We start from the raw sequence: 14,031 nt of genomic DNA, 5'->3' as shown, positions 1-14,031 counted from the left end.
CCCTAACCCTGAAATACCGAATTACCCTCGATCTAACGAACGATCAGAGCCGCTGCCCCACCGCCAGTCGGTCGCGCAAGCTCTTCGGACGGATGTCGGTCCACTCCCGCTCGATGTATTCCAGGCATGAGGCGCGATCTGCCTCGCCAAAGACCACTCGCCAACCCGCTGGAACATCAGCAAACGTCGGCCACAGACTGTGCTGCTCTTCGTCGTTGATCAGCACGAAGAAAGATCCATTGTCGTCATCGAACGGGTTGGTGCTCATGGTGCTCCCAAAAGAATTGACGCTCAAGATAATTGGGCGTTGCGATTTCCGCTCGACCCGTGGGCGAATGCTACATGCCCGCGCTATGTCTACAAACGGGCGTCAATAAACTGGCCCCGGCGCGCCGCGATCGAGCAATCCGTCCGAAATCACCGATGGCGTAACGAGTTTCGCGACATTCTTTGCCTGATGCCAACGGTGGTACCGACTTTGCTGGCCGCGCTACCTAGTTGGCATTTCCGATAGTTAGCTGATTCCGTCGAAACGGTATTCCAGCAGGAAAAGTACGAGTGGGCGCCTGCCGGAATGCAGTTTCGGCGAGCGGAGAGTTAAACCGAGTAAAACCACCGCGGCCGAGCCGCGAATCAGACCATGGCGCGGCGGCCGGCCAGGGCCCGGCCGAGCGTCAGCTCATCGGCGAACTCGAGGTCGCCACCCATCGGTAGACCCGACGCGATGCGCGTCACCGACAGCCCCGGAATGTCCCGCAGCATGCGCACCAAGTACGTGGCAGTGGCCTCGCCCTCGGTATTGGGGTCGGTCGCGATGATCACCTCGACGATGTCCACACCGTCGACCCGCTGCCCAATCCTGTTGAGCAGCTCACGAATTCGCAATTGATCCGGGCCAACCCCGGACAGCGGATCCAGCGCCCCACCCAGCACGTGGTAGCGCCCGCGGAATTCGCGGGTGCGCTCCACCGCCTGGACGTCCTTGGGCTCCTCGACGACACACACCAACGTGCCGTCGCGGCGCGGGTCGCTGCAGATGCGGCACCGGTCGTCATCGGACACGTTGCCGCACACCGCACAGAACTTGACGCCGTCGCGCACCCGGTTCAGCACCGCGGTCAGCCGGTCGATCTCCGGCGGCTCGACCGACAGCATGTGGAACGCGATGCGCTGGGCACTCTTCGGACCGATACCCGGCAGCTTGCCGAGCTCGTCGATCAAATCCTGTACGGGTCCTTCAAACACATCAGAACCCGGGCAGGCCCATGCCCTGCATGCCGCCGGCCAGCGGGCCGAGGCGCTGCTGCGCCATCAGCGTCACCTGCTCGGAAGCGTCACCAAGGGCACCCACGATGAGGTCCTGCAGCGTCTCGATGTCATCGGGATCGACGACCTTCGGGTCGATGGTGAGCGCGGTGATCTCACCGCTGCCCATCATGGTGACCTTGACCAGACCACCACCGGCCTGGCCGACCACCGACGAGGTGGCCAGCGATTCCTGCGCCGCCATGAGCTGCTGCTGCATCTGCTGCGCCTGCGCAAGCAGCGCGGACATATCAGGCTGGCCACCGGGTTGCATGGTGATCCCCTCAGATTTCGATGATCGGGTTTACGCGCCAGCCTAGTCGCCCGACAGAAAGTCGGGCGACCGACTGGCCGCGAAAAAATCTGCGCGCGCCGAAGAACTAGCCTTCGGTATCTGACCGAAGGCTCAGCCTTCGACGACCTTCTTCAGGTTGCCCAGCACCTCGTCCTGGATCTTGCGCAGGCCCAGCGGGGCGAAGGTCTTCTCGAAGAAGCCGCCGATACCGCCGGCACCCTGCCAAGCGGTCTTGACGGTGACGGTCGAGCCGGTGCCCGCCGGGGCGACGGTCCAGGTGGTCACCATCGACGAGTTGGCGTCCTTCTCGATGACGCTCTTGCCCGCGACGTCGACCGTGGCCTTCACCTCACGCGAACGCTTCTTGGTGGCCTGCAGCTTCCAGGTGGCGACGGTGCCGGCGCCCTGGCCGCCTTCGAGCACCTGGTACCCGCTGTAGTTCGACGAGAGGATCTTCGGGCGCACCGTCTGGTAGTCGGAGACCGCAGCCAGCACCTTCTCCGGCTCGGCGAGAATCAACACGGTGCTGGACGCACTGACCTGTCCCATCAGGCAAAACTCCTGTTCGTATGGCATCACTGTGCGGTCGCGAGGACCGCTGTCTCGGACTAGCGTATAGGTGTGACAGCTGTCACGACCGACGCGCAGGCCGCCCACGAGGCGGCCGTTCAGCGACTGCTGGACAGCTACCGCGCCATCCCGCGGGGCAAGACGGTGCGGTTGGCGAAGCCGACATCGAACCTGTTCCGGGCGCGGGCGCGCACCAAGACCAAGGGTCTGGACGTCACGGGGCTCGACGGCGTGCTCGCCGTCGACAGCGAGTCCCGCACAGCGGACGTGCAGGGCATGTGTACCTACGAGACGCTGGTGGCGGCGACGCTGCCGTTCGGCCTGGCGCCGTTGGTCGTGCCGCAACTCAAGACCATCACCCTCGGTGGCGCGGTGACGGGGCTGGGCATCGAATCGACGTCGTTCCGCAACGGCCTGCCGCACGAGTCCGTGCTGGAGCTGGACATCCTCACCGGCGCCGGTGAGCTGGTCACCGCATCCCCGGACACTCACTCGGATCTCTTCTATGCCTTCCCGAATTCCTATGGGACGCTGGGCTATTCGGTGCGGCTGCGCATCGAACTGGAGCCCGTGCGGCCGTTCGTCAAGCTGAGGCACCTGCGCTTTCACCGTGTGGCAGACCTGGTCGACGCACTGCAGCGCATCCTCGACACCGGCGGATATGACGGCGTCCAGGTCGATTATCTCGACGGCGTCGTGTTCGGTCCCGACGAAAGCTACCTGTGTCTGGGGATGAAGACCGGAACCGACGGCCCGGTCAGCGATTACACCGGCCAGCACATCTTCTACCGCTCCATCCAGCACGACTCCGGAGAGCGGCACGACCGGCTGACCACCGGCGACTACCTCTGGCGCTGGGACACCGACTGGTTCTGGTGCTCCGAGGCGTTCGGCGCGCAACGTCCGCTCGTGCGGCGGCTGTGGCCTCGCCGGTACCGGCGCAGCAGCGTCTACTGGAAGCTCGTCGGCCTGGACCAGCGATTCCGCATCGCCGACCGCATCGAGCGGCACAGCATCCTTGCCCCGGATCAGCCCCTGCGCGAGCGGGTGGTGCAGGACGTCGAGGTGCCGGTCGAGCGCGTCGTCGACTTTCTCGAGTGGTTCCTCCAGCACGTGCCCATCACCCCGATCTGGTTGTGTCCGTTACGGTTACGCGGCGACACCCGTTGGCCGCTGTATCCGATCGAGCCCCACCGCAGCTACGTCAACCTCGGGTTCTGGTCATCGGTCCCGGCCGGACGGGTGGCCGGCGAGACGAACCGGCTGATCGAGGACAAGGTCGACGAGTGCGGCGGCCACAAATCCCTGTACTCCGAATCGTTCTATTCGCCCGAGGATTTCGACCGGCGCTACGGCGGCGCCGAGTACCAGAAGGTCAAGGACGTTTACGACCCTGAATCGCGGCTATTAGGTCTCTATGCGAAGGCGGTACAACGGCAATGACGACAACTGACGACCGCGGCACGACCGACGGCAAGCTGACCTTGGCCGAGGTGCTGGAGAGCTTCTCGAGCGGTCGGCTGCCCCTGAAATTCGAAGCGTACGACGGCAGTTCGGCCGGCCCCGAGGACGCTGAACTGGGACTGAATCTGCTCACGCCACGCGGCACCACGTACCTGGCGACCGCACCCGGCGACCTGGGCCTGGCGCGCGCCTACGTCGCGGGTGACCTCGCGGCCCTCGGCGTCCATCCGGGCGATCCGTACGAGCTCATCAAAGCCCTGGGCGACAAGGTGGAGTTCAAGCGTCCGCCGCTCCGGGTGCTGGCGAACATCGTGCGGTCCATCGGATTCGAACACCTGCTGCCCATCGCCCCACCGCCGCAGGAGGCCCTGCCGAAATGGCGCCGGATGGCAGAAGGGCTGCGGCACAGCCGAATCCGGGACGCCGAGGCCATCCACCACCACTACGACGTGTCGAACGCCTTCTATGAGCGGGTGCTCGGCCCGTCGATGACGTACACATGCGCCTGCTACCCGCACCCGGACGCCACGCTCGAGGAAGCCCAGGAGAACAAGTACCGGCTGGTGTTCGACAAGCTGCGGTTGCAGCCCGGCGACCGGCTGCTCGACGTCGGCTGCGGCTGGGGCGGCATGGTCCGGTACGCCGCCCGCCACGGTGTCCACGCCATCGGGGTGACGCTGTCCGCGGAGCAGGCCGACTGGGCCCAGCGCGCCATCGCCGACGAGGGCCTGTCCGACCTCGCCCGCGTCCTGCACGGCGACTACCGCGACGTGCGGGAGGGGCGCTTCGACGCGGTGTCCTCGATCGGCCTGACCGAGCACATCGGCGTCGCCAACTACCCGGCGTATTTCCGGTTCCTGCGCGATCGGCTGCGCCCGGGCGGGCTGCTGCTCAACCACTGCATCACCCGGCCGCACAACCACGCCGGCAGCATCGGCGGATTCATCGACCGCTACGTCTTCCCCGACGGGGAACTCACCGGCTCGGGCCATATCATCGCCACCGCCCAGGACGCCGGGCTGGAGGTGCTGCACGAGGAGAACCTGCGCCAGCACTACGCCCTGACGCTACGCGACTGGTGCGCCAACCTGGTGCGGAACTGGGACGACGCGGTCGCCGAGGTCGGCCTGGCCACAGCCAAGGTCTGGGGCATGTACATGGCCGGTTCACGCGTGGGCTTCGAGACCGATGTGGTTCAGCTGCACCAGGTTCTCGCCGTCAAACTCGACGAGCACGGCGCCGACGGCGGGCTGCCGCTGCGGCCGTGGTGGACGCCCTGATCACTCCCCGATCGGCCGGGCGCCCAGCTCGCTCTTGAGCAGTTCCAGCGCCACTTCTTCGGGATCGCGCCGTGGCACGTCCGTGCCGCGGTCGTTGGCGGCGTCGGCCAGCATGTCCTCTTCTTCGGCACGCTCCACGGCCGCCTGCTGCTCGGGCGTCGGGGCCGCGGCGCGTGGCGCCGACGCGGCAGGCGCGGCCCCCACCGCACCCGCGGGCGCGGCACCGGCGTCGCACCGCACCCGCCAGTTCACCCCGAGCGCGTCCTTGAGCGCCTCGCGGATGACGTCCGCGTTGTGCTGCTCGCTGAGTCGTTTCGCCAACGGCGGGGCCGGGTGTGCCAGCACCAGGGTGTCGCCCTCGATACCGCGGACCGTCGCCTCCATCAGCATGGCTTCCAGTGAGCGGCTGCGGGCACGGACCTTCTCGCGCACCGTCGTCCACATGGCCCGCACCGCGGCCGCATCGGGCTCACCGGGCGTCCCCGTAGCGGCCGCGGCCGGCTGCTCGGGCGCCGGGGCTGCCGGTTCGGCCGCCGGCGGCGCGACGGGTTCCGGTGATGTTTCACGTTGAACCGGCGCAGGTTCAGGTGCCGGACGTGGCTCGGGCCGGGGAGCGGGCGGCGCCGGGGGCGCCGGAGCGGGCTCGGGTTCCGGCGCCGAAACCGACGGCGACGCTTGACTTCTCCGCATGAACTGCCGATTGCTCGCCGCGGCAGATGCGGCCGACGGAGCAGGCGAGGCGTCCGTGAAGGACTCGGCAACCGGCGCCGCACTCGGCGCCGCAGCCGGGGTCGGGGCCGCCACGGGCGCTTGCCGCGGCGCAGCAGCGACCCCGCCCTCAGACGCCGGGATCGAGACGTTCATCCGTGTCTCGATGCGCTCGATCCGTTGCAGCAGCGCGGCTTCGGTGTCGCTGGCCGACGGCAGCAGCAGCCGGGCACACACCACTTCGAGCAGCAGCCGGGGTGCCGTCGCGCCGCGCATCTCCCCCAGCCCGGCGTGCATCACCTCGGCGTAGCGGGTCAGCGTCGCGGTGCCGATCTGGGCGGCCTGGTCCCGCATGCGCTCCATGATGTCCTCGGGGGCGTCAACCACACCGCGGGCCGCCGCGTCCGGAACTATTTGCAGCACAATCAAATCCCGGAAGCGCTCCAGGAGATCGGTACCGAACCGCCGCGGATCGTGGCCGGCGTCGATCACCGACTCCACGGCCCCGAAGAGCGCCGCACCGTCGCCGGCGGCCAGCGCGTCGACGGCTCGGTCGATCAGCGCCATGTCGGTGGCACCCAGCAGCGACAGCGCCCGCTGATAGACGACGCGATTCTCCTCGGCACCGGCCAGCAGCTGGTCGAGCACCGACAACGTGTCGCGGGGCGAACCGCCGCCCGCGCGGATGACCAAGGGGTAGACCGCGTCGTCGACCTGTACGTCTTCTTGCGTGCAGATCTTCTCGAGCAGGCCGCGCATGGTCTTCGGCGGCAGCAGCCGGAACGGGTAGTGGTGGGTACGCGACCGGATGGTCGGCAGCACCTTCTCCGGCTCCGTGGTGGCGAACACGAAGATCAGGTGCTCCGGCGGCTCCTCGACGATCTTGAGCAGCGCGTTGAAACCGGCATTGGTCACCATGTGCGCTTCGTCGATGATGAAGATGCGGTAGCGGGACTGCGCCGGCGCGTAGAACGCCCGGTCCCGGAGTTCACGGGTGTCGTCGACGCCACCGTGGCTGGCCGCGTCGAGCTCGACGACGTCGATGTTGCCCGGCCCGTTGGGCGCCAGCGCCACGCACGAATGGCACTCGCCGCAGGGGTTGGCCGTCGGGCCCTGCTCGCAGTTCAGCGAGCGGGCCAGGATGCGCGCCGACGACGTCTTACCGCAGCCACGCGGCCCGGAGAACAGGTAGGCGTGGTTGATCCGGCCCGATTCCAGCGCGTTGCACAGCGGCTCGGTGACATGCTCCTGCCCGACAACCTCAGCGAAACTTGCCGGTCGGTACTTGCGGTAGAGAGCCACGGGAGAAGGCTACCGAGCGGGTCCGACTGACGCTCTGCTGCCCGTTGACTGCGAATCCACGCACACCGTCACTCGCACAACTGGGGCGTCAGTTCGCAGTCAACGGAGTGTTCTGCACAGAGCGGGATTCATCCACAGCCGGGGCCGCAACGTACGGCACACTCTCGATTCCGTCCCCGTCGGTCGCGACGCTTCCGGCATGACCGAACCATTCATCGGCAGCGAAGCCCTGGCGGCCGGTCTGATCAACCGTTACGAACTGCGCCGCTACCACCGCCCGGTCCTGCCGAACGTATACGCGGACAAGCGGACTGCTCTATCGCTACAACAACGCACAACAGCGGCATGGTTGTGGTCGGGTCGCGACGCGGTGATCGCCGGGGCCGCCGCGTCTGCGCTACATGGCGCAAAATGGGTAGCCGACGACGTTCCGATCGAGTTGATCACCACCAAGACCAAGCCACCGAGGAACGTCATCGCCCGCCGAGAGTTGATCTGCGACGGTGAGATCACCCGGATCGGCGGGCTGTCGGTCACGAGCGCAGAGCGCACCGCCTTCGATCTGGGGCGGCGAGGATTGATCGGTGCCGCCGTCGCTCGACTCGACGCAATTGCGCGGGCCACCGGATTCAAGGCCGACGACGTCCTCGCACTGGCGGAACACCACCGCCACGCGCGCGGCCTGCGACAGCTCGAGCAAGCGCTGGACTTGTTCGACGCCGGTAGCCAGTCCCCCAAGGAAACCGCCCTACGGCTGATGCTGATCCACGCAGGCTTTCCGCCGCCACAGACGCAGATTCCCGTGCTGGGACCCGATGGCCACCCGATGTACTACCTCGACATGGGTTGGAAGGAGCTGACCCTGGCGGTCGAATACGACGGAATGCAGCACGCAAATCAACTGGGCTACGACATCAACCGGGGCGACTACCTCACAAGAATCGGCTGGACCCACATCAGGGTTGCAGCTGGACATCGGCGGCCCAGCATCATCGCCCGGGTGGAGCGTGAATGGGATCGCCTCTGGCTACCGGGGCTCAGGATCAGCCCGCGCCGGGTGCCCCTCGACGGTCCCCCACTCGAACGCGGTTGTTGACTGCGAATCCACGCACACCGTCACTCGCACAACTGGGGCGTCAGTTCGCAGTCAACGCAGGAGGGGAGAGCCAGGAAGTCTGGCGGCTGGCGGCCTCCGGACAGAAGATCCAGGCCATCAAACATCTGCGCGAGGAAACCGGGATGGGCCTGAAAGAGGCCAAGGACGTCGTCGACCGGCTGTAGCCGACTACCAACCGGAGCAGTTGACCCTGACGTGGCGGCGCATCCCACTCGCACTATTGCGCCCTGGGTACAGGGTCAACGCAAGGACCTCAGTCCTTCAGCAGCACCTCGGTCGCAGCCAGCAGCGCGCACGTCGCCAGCCCATCGATGGCGACCCGCAGGTCGGGCAGTGACGGGAAGGTCGGTGCGATCCGGATGTTCTTGTCCTCCGGGTCCTTCTTGTACGGGAACGACGCGCCGGCCGCGGTCACCGCGATGCCGGCGTCCTTGGCCAGGGCCACGGTCCGCTTGGCGGTGCCCGGCCACACATCCAGGCTGACGAAGTAGCCGCCCTTGGGGTCGGTCCACGATGCGATCTTCGACTCGCTGAGCCGGTCGTCGAGAATCTCGGCGACCGCCGCGAACTTCGGCGCCATCAGCGCCTGGTGGCGCTGCATGTGCAGGCGCACGCCGTCGGCGTCACCGAAGAACCGGACATGCCGCAGCTGGTTGATCTTGTCCGGGCCGATGGTCTTCTTCTCGGCGTGCTGCAGGTACCACGCGATGTTGCCGAGCGAGCCGCCGAAGAAGCTGACCCCGGCCCCGGCGAAGGTGATCTTGGACGTCGAGGCGAACACGTACGGCCGGTTCGGGTTGCCCGCGGTGGCGGCCAGGCCGACGACGTCGATGTTCGGTACCGATTCGTGCGTCAGTGTGTGCACGGCGTAGGCGTTGTCCCAGAACAGCCGGAAATCCGGTGCCGCCGTTTGCATCTGCACCAGGCGCCGGGTGACCTCCCAGGAGTAGGTGACGCCGGTCGGGTTACCGAAGACCGGGACGCACCACATGCCCTTGATCGCCGGGTCGGCCGCGACCAGTTCCTCGATGAGGTCGACGTCGGGCCCGTCCTCGAGCATCGGCACCGGGATCATCTCGATGCCGAAGCTCTCGGTGATCGCGAAGTGCCGGTCGTACCCGGGCGACGGGCACAGGAATTTCAGAACGGCTTCTTGGACCCACGGCCGCGGCGAGTCGACGCCGCCGTACAGCAGCGAGAACACGATGACGTCGTGCATCAGCTCCAGGCTGGCGTTGTTGCCGGCGATCAGGTTCGACACCGGCAGGCCGAGCAGTTCACCGAAGATGGCCCGCAGCTCGGGCAGACCATGGAGGCCGCCGTAGTTGCGGGTGTCGACACCATCGGCGGACCGGTAGTCCTCGCCGGGCAGGCTCAGCATCGCGTTCGACAGGTCGAGCTGCTCCGCCGCCGGCTTACCGCGGGTCAGGTCGAGCGTCAGGTTGCGGGCCTGCAGTTCGGCGTAATTGCGCTGTTGCAGATCGTGCTGGGCCTGCAATTCGTCACGGCCGAGGGACAGAAACGACACGGCGCGCCTTTCGCATCAGATCGCGAAAACATAGGGGACCCCGCGCACCCGCCAGAGCCCATTGACCCTTGCTGCCTTCCGGCCCTGGGGGAGTTCACAGGATGGACGCCGCGCGGGGTCCGGCCATGAGTGTAGTACCCACCCAGTGGCACGCCGGTAGGGCGTCGGATTCGGGTCGGGTACCCTTGTCGACGGAGGATTCGCCTAGTGGCCTATGGCGCTCGCCTGGAACGCGGGTTGGGTTAACAGCCCTCAGGGGTTCAAATCCCCTATCCTCCGCACTCGGTCCGGGGTGCGACCAGCTGATCAGCAGGTCGCACCCCGGCCGCACATCGAAGCAAAAACCTCAAGGAGCAGCATGCGGCGGCCGGTAGCGATCCTTTGGCACGCGTCGTTCCTGGTGCTCGCCGGGCTGTTGTACTTCTTCTTCGCACTGCCTCGCTGGAATGAGCTGACCGGCGACTGGTCGCACGGCCTCGGCACCTCGATGCGCATCGTGTGCGGCCTGCTCGTCGCGTTGTCGGCATTGCCGGTCCTGTTCACCCGCCAGCGCACCGCCCTGCCCGAGTACGCCACCCCCGAGTTGGCGCAGTCCTTGCGCACCTGGTCGATCGTCCTGCACATCGTGGCCGGCGTCCTGATCATCGGCGCTGCCATCAGCGAGATCTGGCTGACCCTGGATCAGGCCGGCACCTGGCTGTTCGGTATCTACGGCGGCGCGGCCGGCCTGGCCCTGCTCGCCGCCCTGGCGTTCTACCTGGCGTTTGTCGCCGAACTGCCGCCGCCGCCCCCGGCGCCGCTGAAGGTCAAGGACGGCACGCGCCGCGGCCGCGGCAAGGACGACGCGGCCGGCGATGCGGCCCCCGCCGTCACCGCCGATGCCGACTCCGAGTCCGGCGAAGAGACCACCGCTGAGGCCGACGAAGACGCGGCCGAGGCAGCTGAGAGCGACGACGCCGGTAACGCCGACGAAGCCGAGTCCGATGAAGACGCCAAGACGTCCGGCGAAGAGACCGCCGACACCAACGAGGACGAGGCTGAAGAAAAGGCGACTGACGACGCCCCCGCCGGTAAGCTGCGCAACCGTCGCTCCGGCAAGGGTTCCGGCTTGTTCGGGCGCGGAGCCTAAGGGCCTACCTTCAGGGCCATCACCTCGCAGTCCGGAGGACAGCACATGGGCGGGTTCCGCTTCTGCGGTCGGTTCGGCACCGCGGTCACCGCGGCAGCTGTTGCCATGGCCGCCATCAGCCTTGCCCCGCTCTCCCACGCTGACCCGTCCGCGGCCGACACCGTCGAACCGGCGACCGCACGCGTCGACACCGTCATCAACTACCAGCACGCCATCGGCGCCGGGACCGGTTTCGTGCTGGATTCCAACGGCGCGCTGCTGACGAATTTCCACGTCGTGCAGGGTGCCGACAAGGTGACCGCGACCGTCGGCGGGCGACCGTTCCGCGCGGATTTGGTCGGCTACGACCGGCACCGCGACATCGCCGTGCTGCAGTTGCGCGGCGCAGCCGACCTGCCGGTGGCCTCGCTGGGCGACTCGTCGACGTTGGCTGTCGGCGACGAGGTCGTGGCGCTGGGCAACGCCGACGGCAGCGGCAGCTCACTGACTCACGAGGCCGGCCACATCATCGGGCTGAACCGCACCATCACTGCCAGAGATGAGCTGACGGGCAGTTCTGAGCAGGTGACGGGCCTGATCCAGTTCGCGGCCCCGGTCCGGGCCGGTGATTCGGGCGGCCCCTTGGTCTCCACCGACGGCCGGGTGGTCGGGATGACGGTCGCGGCGACGTTGAACTTCCGCATGGGCCCGGGCGGCGAGGGTTTCGCGATCCCGATCAACGAGGCGCTGGCGACAGCCGCGCAAATCCGGGCGGGTACGGCGTCGAACAACATTCACATCGGGCAGCCGACGCTGCTCGGTGTCGGGGTGGGCGGCACCGATGAGCATTCGCAGCTGCCCGGCGTGCTGATCCGCGACGTGATCAGCGGCGGGCCCGCGCAAATCGCCGGAATGGTTCCGGGCGACGTGCTGGTGAGCATCGACGCCGTCACCGTCAGCTCGGCCGGCGCGCTCACCAGCGTGCTGGACCGGCACTACGCGGGTGACGTCGTCGAACTGTTCTGGATCGACCGCGCGGGCCAGCAGCACACCGCCAAGACCACGCTGACGTCCTGACACGCAAATTTCTGGCAACAAATTCGACTAGCTCGTCAAAGTAGCTGGCTACAGGTGTTAACCGGGTACTTACCCGTATGACAATTTGCCACTGCTACGCGGCGTCCCGCAATGGCGTTCCGCAGGCCGGTGAAGCCCTTGGCGGGGGCCGCGTCGAGGGTTAGATTGGCGACATCAGAGACGGAATGAGCCTTCGGTCACAGCTGTTCACGCGGCGGTTACCCGGTCAAAGGGAGTAGCCAAGTGGTCCACCTCTACGTGGAGGCGTACACAGCAATTTGGGCTGTGGTGACACTGGCGACGTATCTCCTCGGCCGCCGATTCAGCAACGACGAACGGCCGGACCACCAAGCCCTCACCAGCGTGCTGGCCGGAGCGATGTGGCCCGTCGTCGTGGTCGGCGTCCTGGAAGCGTTCACCGTTGCGTTGATGTCCGGCAGCCACGCCTGGCGCGACCCGGCTCCTGTCGAGCCGGCCTACGTCGCCACTGTCGCGCCGCTGACGTAGCGCTCAAGCCACCCCGCGCAGGTGGGACGCGGACGCCCCGATGCTGGCGCGGTCCTCGCCGATCATGGTGTGCAGCAGAGCTTTCTGCTCACGCGATCCACGGTCGGCAGCGCGGTCCGAACCGCCCGGCAGGACCAGCGCCGCGACGCTGCGGACGCCGTTGACGGGGATGCGGAGCAACGGATACCACGGCGGCATATAGGCCGGCAGCCCCAGCGTGCGCATCACCCGCGGCCCCAGGAAGGCCGTCGTCACCGACAGGTGCTGCGCCCAGGCCAGCCGCCGGCGAAGGCCTGCCGCACCGCGGTAATGCCAGCTCAGCGGGTCGCGCGCCATCGGTACCGACAGCTGCTTGGTGGTTTCGTCGGAGACCGCCAGCGCGGTGGACGTGTGATAGAGGATGCGCACGCTGTCGCGGAAGGACCGCGGCAGCCATTCATCCTGCACACCCATCAGCCAGCCCACGTACCGGGTGAGATGGGCGATGCTGCTCAACTCGGCGGGAGTGGCCACGATGCCCATGGCCAGGCCACCGAGGGTCGGCGCGATCAGCGCACCGACCAGCGTGGCCGCCATGTCGGTCTGATTGACCGGCAGGCCCCACTGCTCGGCGCGCCAATCCGGCAGCGCCTGCACGTGCCGGCGCACCATGGCATGGACGAACCGGACGCGGATCGTGGACCGGTACCCCGAACCGAACTTGTCCAGCCCACCGGCAGCGATCACGTCGAGCGCCCATTGCATGGTCTCGGCGAACCGCTGGTTGGAGCCCTTTTCCAGGGCTCCGGTCCGCAGCAGGGTCTGGTTGAACCCGGAGAACTGGTAGCCGCCCAGCAGTGCCACATCCCGCGCGATGTACATGCCGTCGGCGCCGCCACGACGCAGCGCCCGCTGCCCGATCCGCAGCGCTTCGTGGTCAACCCAATCGGGCGTGGCCTCGATCGATTCGAAGAATTGGCGCAGCGGTTCCGGCGCCTCCGGCACGCTGGCGATACCGTCGGCAAGGGCGCGGTCGAACAACGGCCGCAGCTGCTTCGTTCCCGCCTCCGACATCCAGGCGACCAGTGAATCCATGGGCTCGTCGCCGGCGTTGAGACGCTCACCCAGCCGCTGCCACCCCGCCGAATCGGGTTTCCCGATGGCCAGCATGGTGGCGAACGAACTGATCGCCGCGGGTACCGGTTGCGGCCGGTCGGGATGGCGTGCCGGGATCGGCAGGGACATCAGGCTCAACTCCTTGTCATCATTGACAACGTATGTAGTCAAAACTAGGCGGTACCCGGGGTCTCGTCAATGGCGAAACGGATGCGAGCGCATAGGCTGGCCCTCATGTGGCGGGGAGAACAGTCCAAGCATCAGGGTCGGAACACACTGGCAGCTGCGATCACGGCGCTCGGAATCGGCGCCGGCGTCGCACTCGGCGCGGCGCCGGCCGCTACGGCGGCCGACGCCCCCGATCAGGTGGCGATGACGACCATCGACGACATCGCGGCCGGCAACTACGCTGCGGTCAGCGCCCGGTTCGACCCGGAGCTGCAAAAGAAGCTGTCGGTCAAGGCATTACAGCAGGTGTGGGACAGCTACCAGCGCACGTTCGGGGCGTACCAGTCCCACGGCGGTCCCGAGGACACGCCCCGCGGCGACCTCACCGTGGTGAACATCCCGCTGCAGATGGATCGCATGCCCGGCCAGTTCCGGGTCAAGATTCACCCCGACGGCACCATCGCGGGCGTCTACTTCCTCCGGGAAGGCGTGCCGGTCCCCTGACCG

General features: G+C 67.3%; 15 protein-coding genes, 1 tRNA gene and 1 other RNA gene. 9 read left to right on the top strand and 8 right to left on the bottom strand.

Annotated features, from left to right (window positions below; all coding sequences use genetic code 11):
- Nucleotides 1-43 precede the first annotated feature (43 nt).
- The 4 genes from ACNO8X_RS05425 to ACNO8X_RS05410 all read right to left on the bottom strand — a co-directional run bounded on the left by ACNO8X_RS05425 (nt 44) and on the right by ACNO8X_RS05410 (nt 2,149).
- Entirely contained in the window at nt 44-268 is a 225-nt protein-coding gene (locus ACNO8X_RS05425) for an MbtH family protein (RefSeq protein ID WP_071286520.1), read from the bottom strand.
- 365 nt (nt 269-633) lie between these two features.
- The gene (gene recR / locus ACNO8X_RS05420; protein ID WP_043399537.1) at nt 634-1,245 is read right to left on the bottom strand and encodes a recombination mediator RecR; all 612 of its coding nucleotides are present in this window, start codon (nt 1,243-1,245) and stop codon (nt 634-636) included.
- A gap of 1 nt (nt 1,246) precedes the next feature.
- Nucleotides 1,247-1,579: a YbaB/EbfC family nucleoid-associated protein gene (locus tag ACNO8X_RS05415; protein WP_029119043.1), complete on the bottom strand. Its 333-nt coding sequence runs from the start codon at nt 1,577-1,579 to the stop codon at nt 1,247-1,249.
- A gap of 132 nt (nt 1,580-1,711) precedes the next feature.
- Nucleotides 1,712-2,149: an SRPBCC family protein gene (locus ACNO8X_RS05410; RefSeq protein ID WP_133759341.1), complete on the bottom strand. Its 438-nt coding sequence runs from the start codon at nt 2,147-2,149 to the stop codon at nt 1,712-1,714.
- A 72-nt stretch (nt 2,150-2,221) separates the two neighbouring features.
- On the opposite strand from ACNO8X_RS05410, the gene ACNO8X_RS05405 reads away from it, so the two are divergent.
- Together ACNO8X_RS05405 and ACNO8X_RS05400 are read left to right on the top strand one after the other, a co-directional pair.
- Complete coding sequence (locus ACNO8X_RS05405) at nt 2,222-3,613, top strand: FAD-binding oxidoreductase (protein WP_418004476.1); 1,392 nt, start codon at nt 2,222-2,224, stop codon at nt 3,611-3,613.
- Nucleotides 3,610-4,914, top strand: a complete 1,305-nt coding sequence (locus ACNO8X_RS05400; RefSeq protein WP_418004475.1) for a class I SAM-dependent methyltransferase — start codon at nt 3,610-3,612, stop codon at nt 4,912-4,914. Before ACNO8X_RS05405 ends, ACNO8X_RS05400 begins: the two co-directional genes overlap by 4 nt.
- On the opposite strand, the gene ACNO8X_RS05395 is transcribed toward ACNO8X_RS05400, so the two are convergent.
- The gene (locus ACNO8X_RS05395; RefSeq protein ID WP_418004474.1) at nt 4,915-6,924 is read right to left on the bottom strand and encodes a DNA polymerase III subunits gamma/tau; all 2,010 of its coding nucleotides are present in this window, start codon (nt 6,922-6,924) and stop codon (nt 4,915-4,917) included. It abuts the gene before it with no gap.
- 199 nt (nt 6,925-7,123) lie between these two features.
- Between ACNO8X_RS05395 and ACNO8X_RS05390 the strand changes: the two genes are divergently transcribed.
- Both ACNO8X_RS05390 and ACNO8X_RS05385 read left to right on the top strand, forming a co-directional pair.
- Complete coding sequence (locus tag ACNO8X_RS05390) at nt 7,124-8,020, top strand: DUF559 domain-containing protein (protein ID WP_418004473.1); 897 nt, start codon at nt 7,124-7,126, stop codon at nt 8,018-8,020.
- A complete protein-coding gene (locus ACNO8X_RS05385; protein WP_418004472.1) occupies nt 8,017-8,205 on the top strand; it encodes a ribosomal protein L7/L12 in 189 nt (62 codons plus the stop codon). The genes ACNO8X_RS05390 and ACNO8X_RS05385 overlap by 4 nt, the downstream gene beginning before the upstream one ends.
- 89 nt (nt 8,206-8,294) lie before the next feature.
- Here the strand turns inward: ACNO8X_RS05385 and ACNO8X_RS05380 are convergent, their stop codons facing one another.
- Nucleotides 8,295-9,569, bottom strand: coding sequence for an aminotransferase class I/II-fold pyridoxal phosphate-dependent enzyme (locus tag ACNO8X_RS05380; protein ID WP_418004471.1), 1,275 nt, complete (start codon nt 9,567-9,569; stop codon nt 8,295-8,297).
- A gap of 28 nt (nt 9,570-9,597) precedes the next feature.
- Nucleotides 9,598-9,694, bottom strand: an RNA gene (gene ffs / locus ACNO8X_RS05375) — signal recognition particle sRNA small type.
- A gap of 68 nt (nt 9,695-9,762) precedes the next feature.
- On the opposite strand from ffs, the gene ACNO8X_RS05370 reads away from it, so the two are divergent.
- From ACNO8X_RS05370 to ACNO8X_RS05355, 4 genes are all read left to right on the top strand, one after another.
- Nucleotides 9,763-9,848: transfer RNA gene (locus tag ACNO8X_RS05370), tRNA-Ser, on the top strand.
- A gap of 79 nt (nt 9,849-9,927) precedes the next feature.
- Complete coding sequence (locus ACNO8X_RS05365) at nt 9,928-10,698, top strand: hypothetical protein (protein WP_418004470.1); 771 nt, start codon at nt 9,928-9,930, stop codon at nt 10,696-10,698.
- A 45-nt stretch (nt 10,699-10,743) separates the two neighbouring features.
- Nucleotides 10,744-11,754, top strand: a complete 1,011-nt coding sequence (locus ACNO8X_RS05360; protein WP_418004469.1) for a S1C family serine protease — start codon at nt 10,744-10,746, stop codon at nt 11,752-11,754.
- 243 nt (nt 11,755-11,997) lie between these two features.
- Nucleotides 11,998-12,261: a hypothetical protein gene (locus ACNO8X_RS05355; protein ID WP_043402880.1), complete on the top strand. Its 264-nt coding sequence runs from the start codon at nt 11,998-12,000 to the stop codon at nt 12,259-12,261.
- 3 nt (nt 12,262-12,264) lie between these two features.
- Here ACNO8X_RS05355 and ACNO8X_RS05350 read toward each other — a convergent pair whose 3' ends face one another.
- The gene (locus ACNO8X_RS05350; RefSeq protein ID WP_418004468.1) at nt 12,265-13,485 is read right to left on the bottom strand and encodes an oxygenase MpaB family protein; all 1,221 of its coding nucleotides are present in this window, start codon (nt 13,483-13,485) and stop codon (nt 12,265-12,267) included.
- Nucleotides 13,486-13,590: 105 nt separating this feature from the next.
- Between ACNO8X_RS05350 and ACNO8X_RS05345 the strand changes: the two genes are divergently transcribed.
- A complete protein-coding gene (locus ACNO8X_RS05345; RefSeq protein ID WP_166651090.1) occupies nt 13,591-14,028 on the top strand; it encodes a DUF3887 domain-containing protein in 438 nt (145 codons plus the stop codon).
- The last annotated feature ends 3 nt before the right edge of the window (nt 14,029-14,031 follow it).

The organism is Mycobacterium sp. PDNC021 (assembly GCF_048282635.1).
GTDB lineage: Bacteria > Actinomycetota > Actinomycetes > Mycobacteriales > Mycobacteriaceae > Mycobacterium > Mycobacterium llatzerense.
Note: the sequence above shows the minus strand (reverse complement) of the source record. Positions and strands in the feature narration are given on the sequence as shown.

What these genes read in the sequence shown, in the direction of transcription:
- ACNO8X_RS05425 (WP_071286520.1), bottom strand. Translation starts at nt 268, where the DNA reads ATGAGCACCAACCCGTTCGATGACGACAATGGATCTTTCTTCGTGCTG.
- ACNO8X_RS05415 (WP_029119043.1), bottom strand. Translation starts at nt 1,579, where the DNA reads ATGCAACCCGGTGGCCAGCCTGATATGTCCGCGCTGCTTGCGCAGGCG.
- ACNO8X_RS05410 (WP_133759341.1), bottom strand. Translation starts at nt 2,149, where the DNA reads ATGGGACAGGTCAGTGCGTCCAGCACCGTGTTGATTCTCGCCGAGCCG.
- ACNO8X_RS05400 (WP_418004475.1), top strand. Translation starts at nt 3,610, where the DNA reads ATGACGACAACTGACGACCGCGGCACGACCGACGGCAAGCTGACCTTG.
- ACNO8X_RS05390 (WP_418004473.1), top strand. Translation starts at nt 7,124, where the DNA reads ATGACCGAACCATTCATCGGCAGCGAAGCCCTGGCGGCCGGTCTGATC.
- ACNO8X_RS05365 (WP_418004470.1), top strand. Translation starts at nt 9,928, where the DNA reads ATGCGGCGGCCGGTAGCGATCCTTTGGCACGCGTCGTTCCTGGTGCTC.
- ACNO8X_RS05360 (WP_418004469.1), top strand. Translation starts at nt 10,744, where the DNA reads ATGGGCGGGTTCCGCTTCTGCGGTCGGTTCGGCACCGCGGTCACCGCG.
- ACNO8X_RS05350 (WP_418004468.1), bottom strand. Translation starts at nt 13,485, where the DNA reads ATGTCCCTGCCGATCCCGGCACGCCATCCCGACCGGCCGCAACCGGTA.
- ACNO8X_RS05345 (WP_166651090.1), top strand. Translation starts at nt 13,591, where the DNA reads ATGTGGCGGGGAGAACAGTCCAAGCATCAGGGTCGGAACACACTGGCA.